22 protein-coding genes and 2 pseudogenes are annotated in these 21,825 nt (G+C 43.4%); 19 read left to right on the top strand and 5 right to left on the bottom strand.

Going from position 1 to position 21,825, the window contains the following annotated elements:
• The first annotated feature begins 460 nt into the window (after nucleotides 1-460).
• The 4 genes from HMPREF0693_RS12530 to HMPREF0693_RS12515 all read left to right on the top strand — a co-directional run bounded on the left by HMPREF0693_RS12530 (nucleotide 461) and on the right by HMPREF0693_RS12515 (nucleotide 3,599).
• A complete protein-coding gene (locus HMPREF0693_RS12530) occupies nucleotides 461-1,057 on the top strand; it encodes a LemA family protein (RefSeq protein WP_004245783.1) in 597 nt (198 codons plus the stop codon).
• Entirely contained in the window at nucleotides 1,054-2,241 is a 1,188-nt protein-coding gene (locus HMPREF0693_RS12525) for a TPM domain-containing protein (protein ID WP_004245782.1), read from the top strand. Before HMPREF0693_RS12530 ends, HMPREF0693_RS12525 begins: the two co-directional genes overlap by 4 nt.
• Nucleotides 2,222-2,413: an integrase gene (locus HMPREF0693_RS12520; protein ID WP_223307207.1), complete on the top strand. Its 192-nt coding sequence runs from the start codon at nucleotides 2,222-2,224 to the stop codon at nucleotides 2,411-2,413. Before HMPREF0693_RS12525 ends, HMPREF0693_RS12520 begins: the two co-directional genes overlap by 20 nt.
• A 313-nt stretch (nucleotides 2,414-2,726) precedes the next feature.
• On the top strand, nucleotides 2,727-3,599 hold the full coding sequence (locus HMPREF0693_RS12515) for a ParA family protein (RefSeq protein WP_000196965.1): 873 nt from the start codon (nucleotides 2,727-2,729) through the stop codon (nucleotides 3,597-3,599).
• A 77-nt stretch (nucleotides 3,600-3,676) separates the two neighbouring features.
• Here HMPREF0693_RS12515 and HMPREF0693_RS12510 read toward each other — a convergent pair whose 3' ends face one another.
• On the bottom strand, nucleotides 3,677-4,108 hold the full coding sequence (locus tag HMPREF0693_RS12510) for a hypothetical protein (RefSeq protein ID WP_001095747.1): 432 nt from the start codon (nucleotides 4,106-4,108) through the stop codon (nucleotides 3,677-3,679).
• A 211-nt stretch (nucleotides 4,109-4,319) separates the two neighbouring features.
• Here HMPREF0693_RS12510 and dnaB-PI point away from each other — a divergent pair, with 211 nt between their 5' ends.
• The 5 genes from dnaB-PI (at nucleotide 4,320) to HMPREF0693_RS12480 (ending at nucleotide 10,147) form a co-directional block, all read left to right on the top strand.
• Nucleotides 4,320-5,672 carry an SPI-7-type island replicative DNA helicase gene (gene dnaB-PI / locus HMPREF0693_RS12505; protein WP_000549132.1) on the top strand — a complete coding sequence of 451 codons (1,353 nt, stop codon included), beginning with the start codon at nucleotides 4,320-4,322 and terminating at the stop codon, nucleotides 5,670-5,672.
• Between the two features lie 14 nt (nucleotides 5,673-5,686).
• Nucleotides 5,687-7,336, top strand: a complete 1,650-nt coding sequence (locus HMPREF0693_RS12500; RefSeq protein WP_004245776.1) for a ParB family protein — start codon at nucleotides 5,687-5,689, stop codon at nucleotides 7,334-7,336.
• Between the two features lie 524 nt (nucleotides 7,337-7,860).
• Nucleotides 7,861-8,451, top strand: a complete 591-nt coding sequence (locus HMPREF0693_RS12490) for a DUF2857 domain-containing protein (RefSeq protein ID WP_000235333.1) — start codon at nucleotides 7,861-7,863, stop codon at nucleotides 8,449-8,451.
• On the top strand, nucleotides 8,441-8,725 hold the full coding sequence (locus HMPREF0693_RS12485; protein ID WP_004239737.1) for a ParE family toxin-like protein: 285 nt from the start codon (nucleotides 8,441-8,443) through the stop codon (nucleotides 8,723-8,725). The genes HMPREF0693_RS12490 and HMPREF0693_RS12485 overlap by 11 nt, the downstream gene beginning before the upstream one ends.
• 126 nt (nucleotides 8,726-8,851) lie before the next feature.
• Nucleotides 8,852-10,147 (top strand): STY4528 family pathogenicity island replication protein, encoded by a 1,296-nt coding sequence (locus HMPREF0693_RS12480; RefSeq protein ID WP_004245773.1) that lies wholly within the window; start codon nucleotides 8,852-8,854, stop codon nucleotides 10,145-10,147.
• 249 nt (nucleotides 10,148-10,396) lie between these two features.
• Here HMPREF0693_RS12480 and HMPREF0693_RS12475 read toward each other — a convergent pair whose 3' ends face one another.
• Complete coding sequence (locus HMPREF0693_RS12475) at nucleotides 10,397-10,915, bottom strand: ClbS/DfsB family four-helix bundle protein (protein ID WP_000115888.1); 519 nt, start codon at nucleotides 10,913-10,915, stop codon at nucleotides 10,397-10,399.
• A 282-nt stretch (nucleotides 10,916-11,197) separates the two neighbouring features.
• Here HMPREF0693_RS12475 and HMPREF0693_RS12470 point away from each other — a divergent pair, with 282 nt between their 5' ends.
• The 6 genes from HMPREF0693_RS12470 to HMPREF0693_RS12440 all read left to right on the top strand — a co-directional run bounded on the left by HMPREF0693_RS12470 (nucleotide 11,198) and on the right by HMPREF0693_RS12440 (nucleotide 17,658).
• Nucleotides 11,198-11,902: a PFL_4669 family integrating conjugative element protein gene (locus HMPREF0693_RS12470; RefSeq protein ID WP_000437242.1), complete on the top strand. Its 705-nt coding sequence runs from the start codon at nucleotides 11,198-11,200 to the stop codon at nucleotides 11,900-11,902.
• A 47-nt stretch (nucleotides 11,903-11,949) separates the two neighbouring features.
• Nucleotides 11,950-12,486, top strand: coding sequence for a hypothetical protein (locus HMPREF0693_RS12465; RefSeq protein WP_000748138.1), 537 nt, complete (start codon nucleotides 11,950-11,952; stop codon nucleotides 12,484-12,486).
• Between the two features lie 9 nt (nucleotides 12,487-12,495).
• Complete coding sequence (locus HMPREF0693_RS12460; protein WP_004245767.1) at nucleotides 12,496-14,550, top strand: DNA topoisomerase III; 2,055 nt, start codon at nucleotides 12,496-12,498, stop codon at nucleotides 14,548-14,550.
• Between the two features lie 885 nt (nucleotides 14,551-15,435).
• Nucleotides 15,436-15,903, top strand: coding sequence for an STY4534 family ICE replication protein (locus HMPREF0693_RS12455; protein ID WP_000202155.1), 468 nt, complete (start codon nucleotides 15,436-15,438; stop codon nucleotides 15,901-15,903).
• 20 nt (nucleotides 15,904-15,923) lie between these two features.
• Nucleotides 15,924-16,883, top strand: a complete 960-nt coding sequence (locus tag HMPREF0693_RS12450; RefSeq protein WP_004245766.1) for an Rpn family recombination-promoting nuclease/putative transposase — start codon at nucleotides 15,924-15,926, stop codon at nucleotides 16,881-16,883.
• A 442-nt stretch (nucleotides 16,884-17,325) separates the two neighbouring features.
• Nucleotides 17,326-17,658, top strand: coding sequence for an exported protein (locus HMPREF0693_RS12440; RefSeq protein ID WP_004239732.1), 333 nt, complete (start codon nucleotides 17,326-17,328; stop codon nucleotides 17,656-17,658).
• 14 nt (nucleotides 17,659-17,672) lie between these two features.
• On the opposite strand, the gene HMPREF0693_RS12435 is transcribed toward HMPREF0693_RS12440, so the two are convergent.
• Together HMPREF0693_RS12435 and speFL are read right to left on the bottom strand one after the other, a co-directional pair.
• The gene (locus HMPREF0693_RS12435; RefSeq protein WP_001351056.1) at nucleotides 17,673-17,984 is read right to left on the bottom strand and encodes an Orn/Lys/Arg decarboxylase N-terminal domain-containing protein; all 312 of its coding nucleotides are present in this window, start codon (nucleotides 17,982-17,984) and stop codon (nucleotides 17,673-17,675) included.
• A 314-nt stretch (nucleotides 17,985-18,298) separates the two neighbouring features.
• Nucleotides 18,299-18,376, bottom strand: coding sequence for a leader peptide SpeFL (speFL, locus tag HMPREF0693_RS19835; RefSeq protein WP_223310125.1), 78 nt, complete (start codon nucleotides 18,374-18,376; stop codon nucleotides 18,299-18,301).
• Between the two features lie 824 nt (nucleotides 18,377-19,200).
• Between speFL and HMPREF0693_RS12430 the strand changes: the two genes are divergently transcribed.
• The 4 genes and pseudogenes from HMPREF0693_RS12430 to HMPREF0693_RS12420 form a co-directional block, all read left to right on the top strand.
• Nucleotides 19,201-19,611 (top strand): fimbrial protein, encoded by a 411-nt coding sequence (locus tag HMPREF0693_RS12430; protein ID WP_000669584.1) that lies wholly within the window; start codon nucleotides 19,201-19,203, stop codon nucleotides 19,609-19,611.
• 174 nt (nucleotides 19,612-19,785) lie between these two features.
• Entirely contained in the window at nucleotides 19,786-20,409 is a 624-nt protein-coding gene (locus tag HMPREF0693_RS12425) for a fimbrial biogenesis chaperone (protein WP_081355108.1), read from the top strand.
• An 83-nt stretch (nucleotides 20,410-20,492) separates the two neighbouring features.
• Nucleotides 20,493-20,711, top strand: a complete 219-nt coding sequence (locus tag HMPREF0693_RS18630) for a FimD/PapC N-terminal domain-containing protein (RefSeq protein ID WP_071587368.1) — start codon at nucleotides 20,493-20,495, stop codon at nucleotides 20,709-20,711.
• Nucleotides 20,650-20,853: pseudogene (locus HMPREF0693_RS12420) on the top strand (DUF417 family protein); the annotation flags it as partial. The gene HMPREF0693_RS18630 and the pseudogene HMPREF0693_RS12420, both read left to right, overlap by 62 nt.
• Nucleotides 20,854-21,517: 664 nt before the next feature.
• Here HMPREF0693_RS12420 and HMPREF0693_RS12415 read toward each other — a convergent pair.
• Nucleotides 21,518-21,793 (bottom strand): annotated as a pseudogene (locus tag HMPREF0693_RS12415) (DDE-type integrase/transposase/recombinase); the annotation flags it as partial.
• Nucleotides 21,794-21,825 lie beyond the last annotated feature (32 nt).

Genomic DNA, 21,825 nt, shown 5'->3' with positions numbered 1-21,825 from the left:
AACGAGATGAGCGTGTCTCTTTTAGGTTAATACTAATAATACTATGTTAAATGGTTGCAAAAACATGTGGTTGAGAACACATTTTGTCTATCTTAATTTATTTTTATGTTCATTGGTAGTTAAGATAAATGACTGAGATAGCAATGAGATAGTATTAATTCTTCTGTATTAGAAAATCAGATCATTCTTTAAAAAAGATAAAAGTGATTTTACTCTGATGGCAATACCTTATCTTAAGGTAATAATTATTTTGTTGTGCAAAAAATAAATATATTGAGTGAATATTCTATTTCATTAAGAAGATAGGAGTATTGTTGAAAAATACTGAAGAAAAGATCGACTAAAAATAGTAACCACAATAAAAAATGGGTAATAATATTAAATGATTTTTTTTAGTTGATAAAAATGATAAATTTATTGCTGTCATAGAACTAAAAGCTCACCAATAAAAGGATATTTTATGCGTAAGTTAGTCGTTGGTTTGGTTTTGCTTCTTATCATTATTTTTGTTGTATTGATTAATTCTTATAATAAAATCCAGAAGAATGACGAGTTAGTTACTGCGGCGGCATCAGAATTATTAAATCAATATCAACGTCGTTTAGATTTGATCCCTAATCTAGTCAATACAGTTAAAGGGTACTCAAATTATGAAAGCCAAGTATTACAAGATGTTGTAAAGGCAAGAGCGTCTGTTGGACAAATTAATGTCAATACGCGTTTATTTGAAAATTCTACACTTGCTACCAGTTATCAAAAAGCACAGGATGATTTGGGAAAATCTTTATCACGTCTTTTAGCTATTTCAGAAAGATATCCTGACTTGAAAGCTAACACATTATATCAAGATCTGATGGTGCAATTAGAGGGAGCCGAAAATCGTATCTCTGTTGCTAGAGGGCGATATATCGAGGCAGTTCGTCATTATAATACTCAGATTAGACAGTTTCCTTATAACTTCATAGCTATCGTTATGGGATATGATAAAAAAGTCAATTTCACTGTTGAGAGTGAACAGGAAATAAAAGTAACACCAGTGGTGGACTTTGCCTCATGATACGTAAGGTTTTATTCTTATTCTCATTGTTCTTATTTAGCTTTAGCGTGATAGTGAGTGCATCAGCGAATGATATTCCTCAACTAAAAACAGATAGAGTGATTGATAGTGCAAATTTATTGACTGCACAACAATTCAAAGCGTTAAATACTTTATTGGTTAACTTCGAAAATAGTCGTAATGATGGATCACAATTTGTTGTCTATATCGTTCCAACGACAGGGAAAGAAACCATCGAATCCTTTGCTTTTCGTGTTTTTAATCAATGGAAGATAGGCAGAAAAGGGAAAGATAATGGATTATTGCTCGTGGTGGCAATTAATGATCGTAATGTTCGTTTTGAAGTCGGGTATGGCTATGAGGGAGCATTAACTGATGTACTGGCAGGACGAATTATTCGCAATGAAATGTTGCCATTTTTTCGTTCAAATAATTATTATGCAGGCATCGAACAAGGGGTTAAAAATGCTATTCAAGCCGTTAATCATGAACCAATAAGTTTCACTAACTCACAGATAAATACTAATACACTTAAAATATTCCACACACATTTTATCCTAATTTATTTGGTAATATTAGGCGGTGTTTATTGGTTTCAGTTGATATTCTCGACGCGAAAAATAAAAACCAAAATTAATCAATTATTAGCGCCTAGAGGAAGAAAAAAGAAAAATCCAGCAGACCAAAAAGGTAAGTTAAGTATAAAGCAACGTAAACAGTTGAAAAATTATCTGCAATATTCGTACTATTTTCCTACATTTTCAACGTTATTTTTCCCCATGACACTCTGTTTTGCGGCGGCGATGTTTTATACACAAGTCTTTCTTGATGGTATTATTGATAATTTTGTTTTAGTGATAATAGTCATATTGTCATTATTATGTAATTTTATCGTATTAGTGGTTTTATTTGGTATTATCAACCTGTTATTTCCAATTTATCGGCAACAACGAAAAGAATGGAAAGCGATTTGTGTCGCTAGTCCGTTTGGTTCACCGTTTAATCAACTGCCATATTCAAAACGTATTCGTAGACGTAGTGGTTATTCAGGCTCTGGTGGTTATTCGAGTTCGTCTTATTCATCAAGTTCATCAAGTTCATCCAGCTCTTCTAGTTCTTCTAGTTCTTCTAGCGGTGGCGGCGGTGGTTCGAGTGGTGGTGGGGGTGCTTCAGGGAGTTGGTAGAGGAATATGTCGCTATTTTTATCTTATGATGCAATCACCAGAGCGTAATCTGCATGTTGTGAAAAGGCTATTAGGGCATGCCAGTATTACATCGATATTAGAATACATTGATGAAAGTGTTGATAACTTGCGAGATATACTTGAAGCGGAATTGATGGGGCGAGAATATTAGAAGTAGTATTTGACTACGATATAAGTAAATGCGGTAGAGAGTAGTAAAAATAAAAAAAAACAAGCCTTGCAAAACAAGCCTGTTTTATTTAAGAGTTTCAATATAAGATGATAATATCAAAATATATTTTTCTAACCCTTAGTTGTTCTCTCAGCTATTTAAATTGCTGATTAACAAGTTTTAAAATGGTGCCCGGACTCGGAATCGAACCAAGGACACGGGGATTTTCAATCCCCTAGTTAAAAAGCTTGATGTAATTCACTAATGTAATTATTTTTTTTGACTTCTCACCCAGAGTATGCTGAGTGAGAAAATGACCAGAATTGTTCCAATTATATCAACAAAAGGCGGAGCCGGAAAGTCAACCAAAGCCAGCAATATTGCGGGTTTTTGTGCTGATGCAGGGTTAAAAACCCTGTTGATCGACGGCGATCATTCCCAGCCGACAGCCAGCAGTCTGTTTAAACTTGAATATGAAGCACCAAACGGCTTGTTTGAGTTGTTAATGCAACTGACCGATCTTTCCCGGCCGGATACCATCATATCACGCTCCGTTATCCCTAATCTGGATATCATCATTTCTAACGATCCGCATGATCGTCTCCCTGCGGCTATATTGCATGCACCTGACGGCAGAATGCGTCTGCGTAATATTCTGCAACATCCGTTATTCGCTTCTTACGATGTTATTATCATTGATTCAAAAGGCGCGGCTTCGGTGATGCTGGAAACCATTTTGTTAGCTGCCACCGATTATGCTGTCGGGATAATCAAACCTATTTTGCCGGATACGCGTGAATTTTTACGGGGAACACTGGGATTAATCGGCGGGCTGGTGCCGCTGACGGCTTACGGAATTCCCCTGCCGGCAATACGTATTCTTGCTAATTGTGTTGAAGATACGGTGTTAGATCGTGCAACACTGACTGAATTAACTCAGATTATTGACCAAAAAGCGTACCCCTTTGCGGAGTCGATTTCTCTTTCGTTACTGAAAACCGCTGTGCCCAAACTGGAAATATTTAAAAATGGTCATGCACAGGGACAACCGGTGCATCGTCTGGAATACCGGACTCAGCGTAAAACACCGGCAGCCGCAGTCATTATGCATCATCTTGTTTCAGAGCTGTTTCCGGAATGGAAAACCCGTTTTGATGATGTGCTGAAACGGGAGGTGCGTCCATGAATATCAAGGTATTCTCCTGTTTTTTCCCGTTCAGTCTAACCGTGGACTGGCAGCAGATACTGCCAGCCCGATCAGAATTAATGTATTTCCCGGAAAGGATCGTCAAGAGAGTCCGGGCGTTTTTCGACTCTGCGCAAAAAGTCTTTTGCCCCTCTACGAGCTTTGAATGTGCCCCACTCTTCAGTCAGCGCCAGATGTATCTGTTCTGTTGTCATGCCTGCCACCTGAGCTGCCGGCAGGTTATCGCGAAGAATAAGATAGCTGTGAATAGCATTCAGGGGAGTGATATCGGGATTCAGCATTTTCCAGCCATACATTTCAGCCAGCCAGTCACCCAGCCATTGCAGGCGGAACAGACTCTGGCGGGAATTGCTTTCTTCAGTCATTTTCATGGTCATACTCCGGAAGGTTTTGACATACAAGTCAAAACGGGCTTCGCCCGTATCGGTGTTGTTGTCAAAAATGCCAATGTAATCAATGTCGGACGGCAGTTGATAGTTTGTATTCATAAATGTTCCTTTAGGTGTGTTATGGATAAAAATAGGCTGCCTGTACGTTCAGACCGGGGTCGCCAAACTTACCGGTCCGAAAATAGTCGGGCAGTCACAGGGAGCTTATCTCTGACGACTGTTCGTCCGACACCAACAATTCATATTCCAAAAAAAATAATTTATTTACACGGTGGGAACAGGGCATTTCGGATTAACGGAGGGCTTTTCAATGCATAAAAAGTCTTCTTCTGCTGTATTACCTGAAACTCTGTACTCACCGGAGGCGGAGCAGAGCGTGCTGGGCGGGCTGATGCTGGATAATGACCGCTGGGATGAAGTGGCGCCGTTATTACAGGCGGAGGATTTTTGTTCCAGAGCGCATCAGGAAATCTGGAAGAAAATGGCCGCCCTGTGTCAGATAAACAGCCCGATAGATTTAATCACCCTCAGTGATGTACTGGAAAAAGACGGCGTGCTTGAGCGGGTGGGGGGCTTTGCTTATCTGGCGGAATTATCCAAAAACACCCCCAGTGCGGCCAATATTGTCCGCTATGCGGAGATTGTCGTGGATCGCAGCCGTGCCCGTGGTCTGATGATGCTCGGGAATCTGCTGGCCACCCAGAGTGTGGCGGCTCAGGCAAATATACCGGCGTTATGTGAGCAGGCTGAACAGCGGCTGTTTCAGCTGTCAGAAAAAGGGCTGCCCGCTTATTCCCCGTCGTTGCTCGATATTTTAAATAATGTTGTTCAGCATCTGGAGGAGGCATTAAGTGCAAAAGGGATAACCGGTACGCCAACGGGGTTCAGTGAGCTGGATGAAAAAACCTGTGGTTTGCAGGCAGGCGATTTGGTGTTACTGGGCGCACGGCCGTCGATGGGGAAAACGGCACTGGCGCTGACCGTTGCACAGAATGCCCTGCGTCTGGCAGAAAAACCGGTCTTTTTTTTCAGTCTGGAAATGCCGGCGGAACAAATCATGCAGCGCTTACTCAGTGATTTGGGCAATGTCTCACTGACGGCTATCCGCAGTGCGTCTCTGGAAGAAAATGACTGGGAGTGTCTTGGTGGTGCCATGTCACAGATTGCCGAATGGGGGGAGCGTCTGGTGATTGATGATACCAGTAATATGACACCTTCCCTGTTACGTGCCCGGGCACGGCGTTACCGCCGTAAAGTGGGTACGCCGGGACTGATTATTGTGGATTACCTTCAACTGATGCGCAGTCCTGAACAGGAAAACCGGACGCAGGAAATCAGTGAAATTTCCCGTAGTCTGAAAGCACTGGCGAAAGAACTCGGGTGTCCGGTGGTGGCCCTTTCCCAGCTAAACCGGCAACTGGAGCAACGTGCAGATAAGCGCCCGACAAACGGGGATTTACGGGATTCCGGCTCGCTGGAACAGGATGCGGATTTGATTTTATTTTTGTACCGCGATGAGGTGTATCACGAACACTCACCGGACAAAGGTGTGGCAGAAATTATCATCGGTAAGCAACGACAGGGACCGCTGGGGACGGTGAAAGTGCAGTTTAACGGGATGTATACCCGGTTCAGTGATTTTCCTCAGGGATATTATTTTTAAGGGAGAGGCGAAGAATGAAAACAGATTTACAGCATAAACTCAGTCAGGCGCTTCTCAGAGGAAATCCTGTCAGTTCCCCGTTATCCGATAATGCCCACGTCAATCCGGTGTCTGAAATGCCGATGATATTAACACTTGAGCAACTTCAGCCAAATCCGGATAACCCACGTCAGGGCAGAAACCCGCGTTATGAGGAAATCAAGAGTTCCATTCGGGCACGCGGACTGGACAGTGTCCCTAAAGTCACCAAAGCACCGGGGAGTGAGTTTTATATCTTCAGTGACGGCGGAAATACGCGCTATCAGATCCTCTCTGAGTTGTGGCAGGAGACACAGGATGAGCGTTTCTTCCGCCTTCATGTGTTATTTAAACCCTGGCCGGGGCGTTTGCAGTGTTTGATTGGCCATCTGGCGGAGAATGAAGTCAGAGGGGAGTTAACGTTTCTGGAAAAAGCACAAGGGATTTGTGTGGCGCGTTCTCTGTATGAGGAAACGCTGGGGAAAAAATTATCACTCCGGGCATTCGCTCAGCGCATGACGGCGGACGGATTACCTGTCAGCATTTCACACATCAGTAAGATGGAAGATACTGTTTCTGTTTTATTACCTTATATGCCCCGTTTACTGGAAAACGGGCTGGGAAGACCCCAAATTGAGCAATTATTGTCCGTGCGTTCGACATTAAAACGGGTAGCGGATTCGTTTCTTTTTCAGTATGACGGGCCGGATCCAGCCTGTGATTTTCTGGGATGTTTTGAAAGGACATGCACAGAAATAGATAACCATGATGTTTTTGATTATGACGTGTTTCTGGATGAACTGATTGGCCGGCTACTGAGGGAGTGTTCTGTTGCCGGTGTGGATTATGAACGTTGGGTATTTGAATTGAAGGTCAATAAAGGCAGACGCAGCACAAAGCCGGAATTGCCTGCGCCGGTGGAGAGTGAGGGTGATACAACAACCGCGCATTCAGAAACCGTACCTACCGGTATGACCTCCGGTTTTTCGGCAGAGGATTTGTTAATGGAGCCCCTATCTTCTGGTTCAGGTCAGGAGGCTTCAGTATCTCCTGTCGTTGAAAAGAAAAAATCCCGTCCGGTTGTGGAGATCCAGACGGATTTATACGGCGGGGCTCCTGTGCTGAGCGGGGATACCGACGAGGCGGATATTGAGCCTGTCGATGGCGGAAGTCTGTTTGTCACGAATAACCCGGAGCATGTCACACCGGTGGAGGCGCCCGTCTCCGGTCATGCGGTGACGGCACTGACGTGTCAGGATCTCTGGCCGGTGGCATCACATCTGGATGATATTGAACATCTTCAGACGCAAATTTACCGTACTTTGTTTGAATTAGGGAATGAGCTGGATTTATCTTCCGCCTTTATGGCGGCTTCCGGGGTGCATTCTCCGGGATTTATTACGTTGTCAGCACATTCGGTGCTGGGGCGTGTGATGACGGTTTTCTCAGAACCTGATGAGTCCCATGATGATATTCCGGATGCCCTCAGAGCCCTGCTGACGGGGGGATATCAGCCCGGTATGTCGCCGGTATTGAATGATACCCAGTTTATGACATGGATGAAACTGATGTACTTGTTGCGTTGTTTGTATGCCAAACAAAGAGATGTTGATCCGGATGTGAATGATGAAGAGGAATGGGAATAAAAGCACCGCCTTATCGCCGGAGGCGCTGGCGTGTTATCTGCCCCTGAACCGGGGGCGGGCAAAGACCGGTTATGAGCAGGAAGTGATACAGCGCCTGATGGATATCTGCCGGTTATTCCGGGCCGGGAGCCGGAAATATGAGCATGATAAGGTTTTCCGGTTTTCTGTCCGTCCACCGGAAAATCAGGATGCGGACTGGTGGCGGTTGGTGTTGTTCAGTGCGGAAATTTGCCGTTGCCGTTATGCACTGCGGAAAACCGGGACCGCCGGAGAACCTTATATTGAGGTGTGTTTTACCGGTAAAGGCCGGCAGGCTGAATTGTCTGCGGAATTACTGGGATTTATATGGTCCCGGTATTATCAGAGCCGGCGCCGGGCGTGGCGAAAATATATGCGCACCATGAGACAAAAAGCAGGGGCAGAAGTATTGCTTTCAAATAAAGCCCGTGAGTTATGGCACCGGAATTACGTGTTACAGTGGATACTTACACTCTGGCAGGCTTTCAATAATACAGGAGGCTGTAATGGCGACTCAATTAGCACAGGCAGGGAATCATCTGCTGACAGAACTGGTGATGGAAATAAAAAGCGGAAATCTGCGGCGTTGTGAGGCGCTGGGACTGACGGACAATGAGATCCGGTTACTGAACAGTTTAACCATTGAAGATCTGCATTATCTTTCTCAAAGTCCGGTCTCCATTATTACCTGCCAGATCCACCGGGAGAATTTACGGTTATTACTGACCCGGGCAAAAGAAGTTCACCGTCAAAATCAGATGATTGAACGCTGTCTGAGACTGGGGGCATCCATCGATTTGCTGAATCAGTATTTTGGCATGACGTCACTGGAGGTGTCAGCCCGTCGGCGTTTGTCCGGGATCCGGGGAAATGCTGGCCGTTCACAGCGGCTGTCAGATGTGCAGCAAACGGAATTATGGTATCGCTGGAAAGAGGAGGGCATGCCGGAGCCGGATGATCCGGATTGTCTTCAGATCATGGTGTCCTGTGCCGAAAAAATGAATGTCTCTCTGACCACGGTATGGAATTCGGTTCAGGAATGGCACCGGGACGGCATACTGAATTCAGCTGACAGGGGGAAATATCATGCCGGATAACAGGAATATCAGTCATCATCAATCCGCCCGGATATTTCCGGAATGTGTCACGCCTGTTCCGGAGCATATTCAGCGGAAGGCAAACGGGTTATTGCTACGTTATTTTTCGGGAGAACGACTTTGTAAAAAAGTGAAATGCGGTGGAAAAAAGGGCGGTGTTTACCCGGTATTGAAAATTGATATTGGTGCATTCTGGCGTCTGCTCAGTATGGACCAGGGGCAAAGCTGGAAGCTGATGAGCCATGAACGTTATAACAAGATGATTAGCCGGTAAGGGCAGAATATTCAACATCATGATCCTCAGTATATTGAGACTGCCTCTTTACGGTGCGGTATTTTCACCGGAGGAGGCAGCTATAAGTGTATTCAGGCATGAAATTATTTTTGTGTGGGGCATAAGATGCAATTTCCTCCGGACAGTATTATTCAGTTTTCATTAGAAAAAATGCGGCAGCAACTGCATCACCGGCAACACAGCCAGCCCGGCACGGCACTGCGCAGTGGATTGATTTACGCCGGCAATGTTCATGATGCAATCCCCCGGCAATTATTGCTGGAATCCCGACTTTCCCCGGTTGATAAACTGACCTGGATGATGATCCGCCTTCATGCTCAGCAAAATGAGGGGGCCGTATTTCCGACCTATGATGACTTACAACTCCAGTTAGCCACACCCCACAGCGATAAAGCCTCGCGGGAAACGGTCAGCAGGGCACTGTTAATGCTGAGGCTGACGGGCTGGCTCAGTTTATGCCATCGGGTCAGGGATAAACGGGGGCGTATCAGAGGAAATATCTATATGTTACATGATGAGCCGGTGAATGCATTTGATGCAGAGACATTAGATCCACGCTGGATGGATGTACTGGAAAAAAGTTGTTATCACAAAAATAAGAGTGTGCGGTGCGTGGCCCGCGCTGCGCTGACTGCCCTGAAAACCGAGCCGTCAATGCGACATCAGCATACCAGAATGCAACTCATTGAGCAGCGGCTTGAAAGTCTTCAGACACCGGAAGCGCTGGCAGACAGGCAACGCCGGATACTCAATGGGCAGACGGCACAACTTCATCCGGGTAAACATAAAAAAAATCGAGCCCAGTGTAAAACACCGGATTCGAAAATCGAACTCAGGGAAAAAAATGATGAAAAAAAACCGGGTACGAAAATCGAACTGAGTACACAAACCCAGTCTGATTCAGGGGTACGAAAATCGAACTGTTACGTACGTAATACTTTTACACAGAGTGTAAAAAATACGTACGTAGATCAGGGAGAGCAATATTTATCGGGTACTCAGGTGCAGGGGCTGCATCAGTGGATTGATGAGAATGATCGGCAGATGCTGGAAAAACAGTTACAGGCGTTGCCGGAAGAAGCCGCAATATCGATTGTGCAGCAACTGACACAGGGGGTGAGGACAGGAAGTGTACGTAATCCGGTGGGGTATGCCTTGCAGCTATTAAAGGCAGCCCGTGAAGGGCGATATCACTCCGTTTCCCCAGCAGAAACGGGGATGAAAAGTGCGTCTTTACAGAAAATGTCAGGTACTCCGGATGTATCACAGCACACGCAAACCAAACCGGAGAGAACGGAGAGAAGTAAGGCGTCTCAGGGGGGGATGGGTGCCCCTGATATTGCACGTCAGTACCTTCAGCGTTTTCGCCGTACGCTCATAGGGATATCCAATGAGCAATGAAGGCGTATTCAATAAATCACCCGTGTTTCCACTGGAAACAGTGCTCAAAACTTAACCGGTGTTTCCACTGGAAACAGTGTTTAAAAATTGGGTTTTTCTTATCCGGGTAGGAAGGTCCGGAACGCGATATTTCGCTTTCCGTAACGAAATCTGCATCATCGAGAGTAAAGAATTTAACAAGCTATGGAGCAGTCTGGTTAACGATATGGGCATAGAGATATTTTCGTACATATAATTTCACTCTGATATTTACTTTAAACTGATCTTATTGTTTTTTGCCCACTTTCTTAATCTTCCATTAGCGTTGGCGTAAGGCGAAGATGTGTTAAATGAGATCATTCTCCCCATCGTCCATTTTGTGTACCATAGTCTTCCATACAAAATATCATCGGTACGCTCATCAATAAGTTTCACAACTTCATTTTTTACAGCCTGAAGTTCAGCTACTAACAATTCATAACTTAACTCACTGTAATCTGAGTAAAATTTTTGAGCAAGAAGACTAAGTTGATTCCATTTATAGCCAGTTTCCGGAAAATCGACAGGCAGACCTTTAGCATCAAAAGTGATCCACTTTACAACAAGAGCATTCCATCCAAGCAGATATGAAACAAGGTCATGAACACTTATCTTCGTTCCTTTGGCGTGTCCATCCATTGAGTTATCTGAAGTCATTTCTGGCGGGATTGCGTTGAGGTAACTAATTAATTTACTAAAACTTTTATCAATAGCTAAAAGCAGCTCAGCTTTTGTTTGTGGCACACTCATGAAGAATTTCCTCTTATTTAAAATAAGACACCATAAATGCATTGTATGGTGTTTATAAATCAATTAGGTACTGTACTACTCCCCTTACAACAGAGGAAGACCCTTAACTATTTACTGATGTTTCCGGTGGAAACAATGCTCAAAGGTTAACCTGCATTTCAGTAGGATGACGAGTAACGCTACGTTTTTATAATAAATTATTTTTTTCAATTTGAATTTATCGTTGGCATAGGGGGTTGACATTTGTACGGTATGTCAATTTCTCAAAGCAAGGGTATTGTTATGGAACAAAATAAACATTCTCAACAGTTACTTCAGGCTGGCCCTTTAAAGTCAACATTAACACTGAAACTCCATACCAGTTATGCAATCCGGCTATGGGAAGGGCGGGTTGTACCCAACTCTCAGAATGACGGTGACGAAAAAAAGCGTAAATGGATGATCCCCAGTCTTCCGATGTTTATTTCCCGGGCGGGTCATATTACTGATGATGCAAAGAAGGGATACTTATATGCAGAAATGTGGCTGTATCAGCTTGAGCAGGCACTGGAGCAAGGGACTCGGACTATTCAGAAATTACTTTCAGAGGTTGAACAACAATTAGTTCAGTTACCTGCGGTTGCGGTTATTTCGGATATCTCATCAACATCTCCTGTTGACCTGGCGATATTCAGTAAATCTCCTGTTGGTTATAAATGTGTCTGGTTACTCGTCGGGGTTGATCAACTTGCTTTGCGTGTATTGCAGGGAGAGCATTATGGTTTTATTTCCCGTCAGCAACGTGACAAGGTCCTTAAATTAGCGGGCTATCAGGTTCGTCATGTGACAGGGATGGCCGTAAACTACCGGAAATATGAGCTCACCCGTCATAACCTTGATTTAAACAGTGAAACTTATCAACAGGCTTCCCGTTATTTAGGTGAAATTGATCCGGATATCATTTCAGGAAGAAAACGTGCGTCATTTTTACCGTCTTTAAAAAAATAACGAATGTTATTTATATTGGGTTAATTATTTAATAATAAGGAGCTGCAATGAAAAAAAGCGGATTGCTTACCTTATGCTTTTCTTTATGGCTTTTGACCGGATGCTCTGCACAGGAAATCGCAGAATGGAATCAGAAAATCAGTGACCTGGGGCATCAGGTCAGTCATACCATGAATGGTGGTATGCAGAAACGGGAACAACGGGAGTATGACGTGGTTATCCCTGTTGATATTGATACAGCCGCAGCCCGTCTGCGCCGTTATTATGGTTTTGAGGATGTGAATGCCAAAATCCGTGCTCTGCGTCAGTCAGGTAAAGAAAGTGATCAATGGGCCGCCACGGCTATTGCAGAAGAAAGCCGGGGCTGGGAATGGGAAGTGACGCCGGGAAGTTATTATAAAATGGGGGCGGATATGGGAAAACGTAACCCGCCGGCACATATCGTCATCGAACTGGAAAAAAATGGTTCGGGAACACACATGTATATCACTTACAGCGCTTCGTACAGTGATACCCTGACTCCGGAGTTTGTTCAGGAAATATTTAAAACCGCGAATGACGTTGCAGCCGGAAAAAGGAGGTAGAACAGGGTAATGAAATTATTTCTGTGCGAAAAGCCGTCTCAGGCCAAAGATATTGCCCGGGTGATCGGCGCTCATCAGCGGCGGGATAATTTTTTTCAGGGAAATGGCGTTCAGGTCGCCTGGGCAAGAGGTCATCTGCTGGAGCAGGCTGAACCGGAGGCTTATGGCGCACAGTTTGCGGCCCCCTGGCGGCAGAGTGCCTTACCCGTTATTCCTGAACAGTGGAAAATGGTGGTTAAAAAAGACGCGGTTTCGTTGTTTCGGACCATAAAACAGTTGCTCAGTCAGGCGACGGAAGTGGTGATTGCCACGGATGCGGACAGGGAAGGGGAAGTGATTGCCCGTGAATTACTGGAGGCCTGTCATTACCGGAAAAAGGTACAACGTTTATGGTTGTCTGCACTGGATGAGGCGAGTATCAGGCAGGCATTAAATAACCTGTTACCCGGCGAGAAAACGGCCTCTTTATATTCAGCGGGATTAGGGCGGGCCAGAGCAGACTGGCTTATCGGTATGAACATGACGCGTCTGTTTACCCTCAAAGCCCGGGAACTGGGGTTTGGTGGGATATTGTCGGTCGGACGTGTCCAGACGCCGACACTGGCCCTGATTGTCCGGCGGGAAAGAGAAATTACGCACTTTGTTTCCAAACCCTTCTGGCGGGTGACCGCCTCGTTGCAGCATCAGGGGATCATTTTTCAGGCTCACTGGCGACCTGCCTCGCAGTATTGTGATGATGAACATCGTTGTATTCACGTTCAGGCCGCTCAGGCCGTAGAGCAACTGTGCCGGCAGGCAGGGAAAGCGACGGTGTGTACAGTGAATGAAACGAAAGGAAAAGCCTTGCCGCCGTTGCCGTTTGATCTCGGGACACTTCAGCAGGCGGCCTCAAGGCGTTGGGGGTATTCTGCGGATAAAGTGCTTGAAATCGCGCAAAGTCTGTATGAAAAACATAAGGCCACCACGTATCCCCGGACGGACTGCGGGTATCTGCCGGTGTCCATGCGTGCCGACATACCGGTTGTTTTAGATGCATTATCACAAAGCGATCCGGCCTTACAGAATGTGCTGGCACAATTGCAGCCGGCGCGAATTTCCCGGGTCTGGAATGATGCAAAAATTACGGCTCACCATGCGATTATACCGACCCGGCAGACACCTGATTTGAACGCCATGAATGAGGCTGAACTGAATGTCTATAAACTTATCCGTGCCCATTATCTGGCGCAGTTTTTGCCGGATCAGGAATGGGATGCAACAGAGGTGTTTTTAGATATAGGCGGACAACAATTTGTTGCCAAAGGGAAAGTCGAAAGAGTGAAGGGCTGGTCTGTATTATTTGTGAAACATGAAGACGATCCGTCAGTAAAAGAAGAGGCAGAAACCGGGCTGGAAGCCGGAACAGAAACATTGCCGTCCCTTCACGAAGGTGAATTCTGTGTGGTACAGGAGGCAAAGGTTGTACAACTGGCGACCTCACCACCGAAACCGTATACGGATGGTACATTGATTGCGGCCATGAAGAATGCGTCCTCCTTTATTACCGATCCGACATTAAAAAAAGTCCTGAAAGAGAATGCGGGGCTGGGGACAGAGGCAACCCGGGCAGGGATCATCACCACGCTGGAAAACAGGAAATTGATTGTCAGGCAGAAAAAAACACTCCGGGCGACAGACACCGGTTGTCAGCTGATTGATGCCCTGCCGGCAGCCTGTACAGATCCGGGAATGACGGCGTTATGGGAACAATCACTCGAGCAGATTGCACAGGGAAATCTGTCTCTGGATGTGTTTATGCAAAAGCAAATCAGCTGGTTGGCACATCTCATTAAAAAAGGCGGGGAAATGCCGCTGGCGCTGGATCTGCCACCGATGCCATCCTGCCCGTCGTGTCATGGAAAGATGGTCTTACGGGAGAGCAGTAAAGGCCGTTTCTGGAGTTGTCAGCGTTATCCGGATTGTAAAGGGAGTGTACCATTACCGGAAAAAATGCAGGGGGTTACCCGGGGGATGAATAAAAGAAAGAAGGCCGTGAAGAAGAGCATAACAGGACTCTTTACCTGAGTGATAATTACCGTTAGCATAGCTGACGCTAGGGAAAAGCCCCCCGTCATTGCGGCAAAGCCGTAGCGGAACAACTGCGGTGGCGACAATGAGAAAGTCTGTCTGTCAGCAGGACAGACTTTAAGGCGCATCAACCTCATGAAAACCGCGCCGGAGCTGGTTGAACTCCTGAGGTTCTTTTTAACATCACAGAGTGGGCGGCACTGTCAGGCGTTATTAACCGTAACGCCTTTTTTATTTGACAAAAAAGTTATTCATCCATGTGACTGAGTACCTGAATCACCCAGTCCGGGCAGGGCCGGGCGCTGTTTTTTTCCGGTGGGCATAACCAGGATTTTACCGCCCTGACAGAACAGGGCCTGCCTGTTGTCTGCTGAATGAGTTGAGCCAGGTCTTTTTGTGTCAGATGATGTTGCTGTAACCAGACTTTCAGTTTGTTTCTGTTATCCATTTTATTCTTCTGTGTTTATCCTTTTCTCTCTGAACTGCTTTTTTACTTGACAAATAAAAAAAAGACAGATTAATCCTTATTCTGCTTATACCGTTGCTTAATGCAACATTGCCAATGCTTCAGTTGTCTGAGAGAAGCGCCTACGGGTGACAACGATGCCAATGTTCCGGCAATCTGAGAGGAACGCCTACGGGTGATTGCCACTGCCAATCCTCGGGTCATCTGAGACGGGAGCCTACGGGCGATGACAGAACTCCGTTCGTCCTTGAAATTGACGGAGGGTGATAACAGAATAGCGTTATCATCAGGATCATCTTATACAACGCAAGTCGTCAGTTCGGGAGCGTTCCTGTTACTGACCCCGGTGGGAAACACGTTCCTGCCGAGACGATGTTTCTCATTTTTTTACCTTTTTTATCCGATGGAGAAACATCATGACCAGCAAAAATAATACAACATCTGAAAATAAATACTTTAATCTGCATGTGAACGGGATTGGGTATTTATCGAATATCCGTCAGGTTAACGGCCCTAAAGGGCAGTTTTTAACCGCAGTGATTAATGCACTCAGTGGACCGGCTGATAACCCTGTGTATGTTCGTTTTGATACGACCGTTGTCGGGGAGAATACGGTCTCACTGGTCAGACGGTGTATCAAAGCGGTGGATGAGGACAAAAAAGTCCTAACCGGGTTTACATTAAGTAACCTGGCTTCCGATATTTTCACCCTGACAAAAGGTGAGCATGCCGGAGAACAGCGGGTCAGCCTGAAAGCCAGGCTGCTGAATATTGACTGGATTAAAATCGGTAAAGAAGTGGTATATAAAGCCGAGAAACACCAGTCAACACCACCAGAGACTGAACAGCCGGTATCCAGAGAGTATGTGGCTGATTCTTTTTAGTCATTAATAAGGAGTTTGCTGTGACTAAAAATACACAACAACCGGTACATGATGCGTTATTCAAGCAGTTTTTAACGCATCCTGAGAATGCCCGGGATTTTTTCTCGGTGCATTTGCCGGCCAACATCCTGCCTTTGTGCGATTTAAGTACACTGCGCCTGGAGCCGGCCAGTTTTGTGGAGCGCCGTTTACGTCAGCTGCATTCGGATGTGCTGTATTCCGTGCAGATGACGGAAGGGGAAGGGTATATCTACTGCCTGATCGAGCACCAGTCAAAACCGGATCGGTTAATGGGTTTTCGTCTGATGCATTATGCGATGTCAGCGATAGCGCATCATCTGAAAAAATCGCCGGCGGATAAGACCCTGCCGTTGGTGGTGCCGTTTCTGTTTTATCAGGGCAGTGTTTGTCCTTATCCGTACAGCATGAACTGGCTGGACGGGTTCGCCGATCCGGCGCTGGCTCAGCAGCTGTATACCCGGTCGTTTCCGTTAGTGGATTTGAGTGTGCTCAGTGATGAGGAAATCCTGACACACAAGGGTATTGCCCTGCTGGAGCTGGTTCAGAAACATATTCGGACCCGCGACGGTTTAATGGCGGTATTGCCGATAATCGCGCAGATAATTAACTCGCAACACAATACGGTTGACCAGGTGAGGAGTGTGATAGAATATATTGCCTATCAGGGGTATATTCTGGATGAATCCCGCTTTTTCAGCCAATTGATTGCACTGTCACCGGAGTATAAAACGATGCTGACAACGATTGCAGAACAACTTGAGCAAAAAGGTATCGAAAAAGGTATCGAAAAAGGTATCGAAAAAGGTATCGAAAAAGGTATCGAAAAAGGTATCGAAAAAGGTATTGGCCTGGGTGTTGAAAAAGTCGCCCGCTCATTATTACAACAGGGGGTTGATCTGAACATTATTATGCAATGTACCGGACTGACCCGGGAAAAGATTGAGTCATTAAAACATTAATCTTTTCTGTTTTTACTCTCAAATGCCGGCATGACTGCCGGCATTTTTATGCCCGCCGTTTTTCTTTTTTTTTTCGGAAAACTAATTTCTCATTGAGAGCACTTGCTTTTCTGCGCACAGTGTGCCTGTGACTTTATTTTATTAACACAGGACAGAAAATGCGTATGAAAATTCTCCCGATATGTCTTGCCCTGACCTCACTGCTGTTGGGGGGCTGTGCAGATAAACCCTCCCGGCCTGCCGAACCGGTGGCTGATAGATACCGCGATTCTGGTCAACACCGGTCATGCCCAGCCGGTACTTCCGGACCTTTATCCATCAGCTGGGGCTGGTACAGTTACTGCCGGTGTGCGGACGTTATCAGGGGCGTACGGTGACGTTGCGCCTACCATAAAAGAGATGCCGTGATGAAAAACATAAGATTTGTGGTTTTACTGAGCGGGTGTCTGATGACAGCGCCGCTGACAGCCACACAGTCTGTTTCCGGGGGGCAGATTGGCAGATTGAGGCGGGGAAATCGGCTAAGAGTCAGACTCAGTCATTGCAGTATGAGGCGCAGGAATGGGGACTGAGTGCGGAGGAGTATGCCCGTTTTGAAGCGCTGATGAAAGGGTGGCGCGGTATTCAGTCTCTCGGCCTGGATCCTCTGACGACACTGGGCATTGAGGCCCGGTCAGATGAGGAGCGCTGTCGGCTGGCTGAAAAGTGGGTACAGCAGGAATTTGCCTGGGCAGAAAAAGAGCTGGCGTTTCAGCGGGAAGTGGATGCAGCCTAGAAACGACTTTATGGTCAGATATTACCGGTCAGTCTGGGAACAGCCGGCTGAATCCGGTCTGTATTCTTTTTATTTAAATCAATTACACCTGTTAATCGATTAATAATATTAGTCGGAATAACTTTATCTTTATTAATAATAGCGAATACAGGCTGTCCAAAGCTATTTTGTTCAATAAAATCGAGCCTTCCATCTTGAATATTATCAAGTGAAATAATAATTGCGGCAATATAAGAGAAGTCAGTATGTAGAATATTAACATATTTACGATGAGTTGAAATAGAGTCAGACATATCATAGCTGACTGCGACTTTATAATTTTTCATTTTTAATTCCTTTTTGGTAAAAAATCTTGCTGAAATATTAAGTGAAAATATTTCATTTATTTATATTTATGTCATCACGGATATAAAATAATGTTATAGGTTGGTGGCTTTTATAATTTTAGTAATCTTTTTTTTAGCAAAATGACTAGGAATAAAAGCTGTTTAGCTGCACATTACTGTGCATAAAAACCAAGGATATGAATGTTCAATAAGAGCTCGTTATAACCACATTAAATGTGATATATAATGATAAAGAGATTGACTATCCATTTGATGAAAATATGCAAGCCACGTGATAGAAGCCAATAGAGAGATTATCTTTGAGCGCTGAAAAGATTAAAACTAAAACATGAGAAATGTGAAAGCATCATTATATGTGTAATAAGTTTTATATGTGGTCAAAATCGGTTATTATTTTCTATTTTTGCATTCATTAATTGTTAAGGTATATATAACAACTATAAGTTATATGTAATTAAATATCCGAATTATACTGTGATGCAGATCAAGGTATATCATTTAAAGAATGATTTTTCTTTAATTCATATATTTATTTTTTGTTATTTGTTGTTTTCTTTTTAACAAAAGAATAGGTGATTAATATAGTCGCCAAGTCTATGTTATAAATATTAATACAATGTATTTATGGTGCCTTTCCTATAATTAAAGATTATAAATTATTATCATTAATGGTTGCATTAATATATATTTATTTTCTAAATAATTATTTTAAAGTTTTTTAAATTTGCTTATATAGTCATTAAGATTAATAAAATATACTTTGAAATATATTCTGTATTACCTATTCCCTTCTATATCAATATAAATGAGTTTTACAATCAGTATAAATTGTTAAAAATGATCGTTAAAAACGATTGTTATGTTTATATTGATGGTTTTAATCTATCAAAAAAATACATTATCGATCAATAATAACATATTAACATAATTTATTTTTAGAAAGAAAATTATATCCATTAATTATATTTTAATTACATGAGGTTACATTTTAATAAATAATAAGTTTGTAATTTCAAATAAAGCTTCCGTATTTTTCATGTTGGTGAATGTTAGTAATTTTTTATTAAATAATGGCGTTTATATTTAATAATTTTAATAGAGTAGCACCTGTTTTTTATAGTTTTAATATATAAATTAAGGATATAAATACCCTCAATGAAGTTTATAGATTGATTTTTATGTTAGTAACCAAATAATGAAATTTAAAAATAATATTGCTTTAAGTACGGTACTGTCTGTTGCTATTTTTAACTCAGCAATGGCATATGACGGTACAATTAGTCTTACTGGATGCACTACTGGACAAAATGGATCTAGTAATGTGAAAGCTTTTTTTGAACCCGGAGCTAATACTGACTTTAATACGAACAAACTAAAAAATGCAAGCTCTGACGGAGCACAAAATGTTCAAATTCAGTTATTAAATAACGATGGTACTACTGCTATTCAATTAGGGAAAGACTTTGTCGGACAGGATGTCCATTCAGAAGCTATTAATAGTGACGATGAAGCGACACTACGCTATATGGCCCAATATTATGCTACAGGAAAAGCAATTGTAGGGGATGTCATTTCTAGTGTTAATTACACTATTGCCTATGAGTAATAAATAATAATCGTGCGTTTTTATTATCATTATTTACAAGGCAGCTCATCTGCACTGCTTTGTTCGGAGTTTCCATGAAAAAACTTTTCTTTTTCATGATGGCCGGCTTATTTTCTGTGTCAAGTTATGCTAATGTTGGGTACCTGAGTTATTTATCCTGAAAACTAGGAAGGTATTAATATTAAAATTAATAATGATGAATCTACTCCATCTTTAATTCAGTCCTGGATTGATACTGGTGATGCCAGTGTTGCTCCAGACTCAGTCAATGTTCCCTTTATTATTACTCCGCTTATATTTCGTATAGAACCTCACACAGGGCAAACATTACGAATTATGTATACGGGTGAAGCACTGCCTAATGATCGTGAATCAATTTTTTGGCTAAATATACTGGATATTTCAGCTAAACCTAAATTTGAAAATAAAAATAATTTAAATGTAAACTCAAATTATCTTCAACTCCCGATCCATAGTCGCATAAAGCTATTCTATCGTCCAGAAAAACTCACACGTTCTCTCAGTGAGGCCTATAATTCTGTTATATGGCATATTGAAAAACAAGGAGCAAAGGCCTTTCTTTGTGCAGATAATCAAAGTCCTTATTTTATTACTTATAATCATATTACTTTGATTCAGAGCAACTACTCACAATCAATTAATCCAGTAGATATGGTTGCTCCTTATTCTTCAATACGCCTTCCTATACATGGAAATATGTCGGGATATGGAAAAGTGAAGTGGACAGTTGTTAACGATTATGGTGGGCATGAATTAAGTGAGTCAGCTCTGAAATAAGGATAATATTTATGAAATATTGCACTTAAACTGAACATCATTCATTCCTGCCTGCCATATTTATTTCACTGGGAGTTTTTTCCATGGACACAGTGGCTATGAAATATGCTGAATTTGATCCCAGTTTTTTACAGCATACTCAAGGGAAGACGACGTTAGATATTCATCGTTTCAATCAAGGAAATCCAACTCCAGCAGGAAAGTACTATGCTGATGTTTATCTTAATAATAAATGGAAAGGGCTCTGCCTTAGTGTTTCTTACGCCATTTGTCACATTAACATTTTTGGTGTTTACACCTGAAACCTGGGTACATGGAGCAGATGCTCATACTGAGTTTCCTTATCTTTCCGGTGCGGGAAGGTTAGTTCTGAAAGATACTATGATGATAGCAGCAGGATTTGTTGCAATGGTACATTCTGCAAGGTGTATCACTAAAAAGTAGTGAACACTATCATTTATCTGATTTTTATTTTCTAGTATTATATGAGGTTATCGCGTCGTGGAGGGGAACTTTCCCCCTCCACTCCCACGGAGCCGGACGTGGCAGTATCCCGTCATCTGGCTCTTGTAGTTGACTGGTAACATCGCGTACAAATAGTCCAGTGTGCAAACAAACTGAGTTTAACATTCCGGATCCTGTCTAATCATTCATACGCTTGAACCAGACTACCGTGTCCCCTCTTGTATTTACGGGTAACCCATTTAGCAAGGTACAGATCGATATGTCTGGCTATATAATCCATTACTGATTGACAAAAGCGTCCATAGTACAATACCCACGTAGCCTGAGATTGAGCCAACGTACCATTGTATCCAGTGATAACGGTGCTCTGTGGCTTCAATCCTAACCCCGCACTGTCTGACGGATTGCCTCGCAAAAATGGACAATGCCGCTGAGGAACTGGCGTATAGTAATAGAGTCGCTTTATTGTCGAGTTCGGTGACCGCGACCGCCAGGATGGTCACTTTTGAAAAAGGCGTTTACACAGCATGGTAAACGGACTCGAAATTCTCTTACATATACTGAAAATTAATTACAGTAACCTATTCGTTATAACCTGTTTAAACCCACTCCAATTCGTTATTTATCTCACGTCTGATCATGAATATATAAAAATCGCGTATGTACGGTATGTCCGGTTAAAGTATTCAATGAAAGTGTCCTGCGTCGGCTTACCTGGCTGGATAAGATCCCGTTTTACTGCATGTTTTTCTGCCCATTCAGCCAGTATCAGTGAGATAAATTCTGGACCATTATTCATGTGCAGCATGATCGGGTAGCCGCAGTTTGCCGCGATCCTGTCGAGTACACGGATCATTCGCAGATCTGGCAGATTCAGAATGATTTTAATCGACAATGTCTCACGGTTAAAGTCATCAACTTTAACAGTCCGCCCGGTTTCAACCGACTTAA

Origin of the sequence: Proteus mirabilis ATCC 29906, from assembly GCF_000160755.1 — a bacterium.
GTDB classification, from domain to species: domain Bacteria; phylum Pseudomonadota; class Gammaproteobacteria; order Enterobacterales; family Enterobacteriaceae; genus Proteus; species Proteus mirabilis.
Note: the sequence above shows the minus strand (reverse complement) of the source record. Positions and strands in the feature narration are given on the sequence as shown.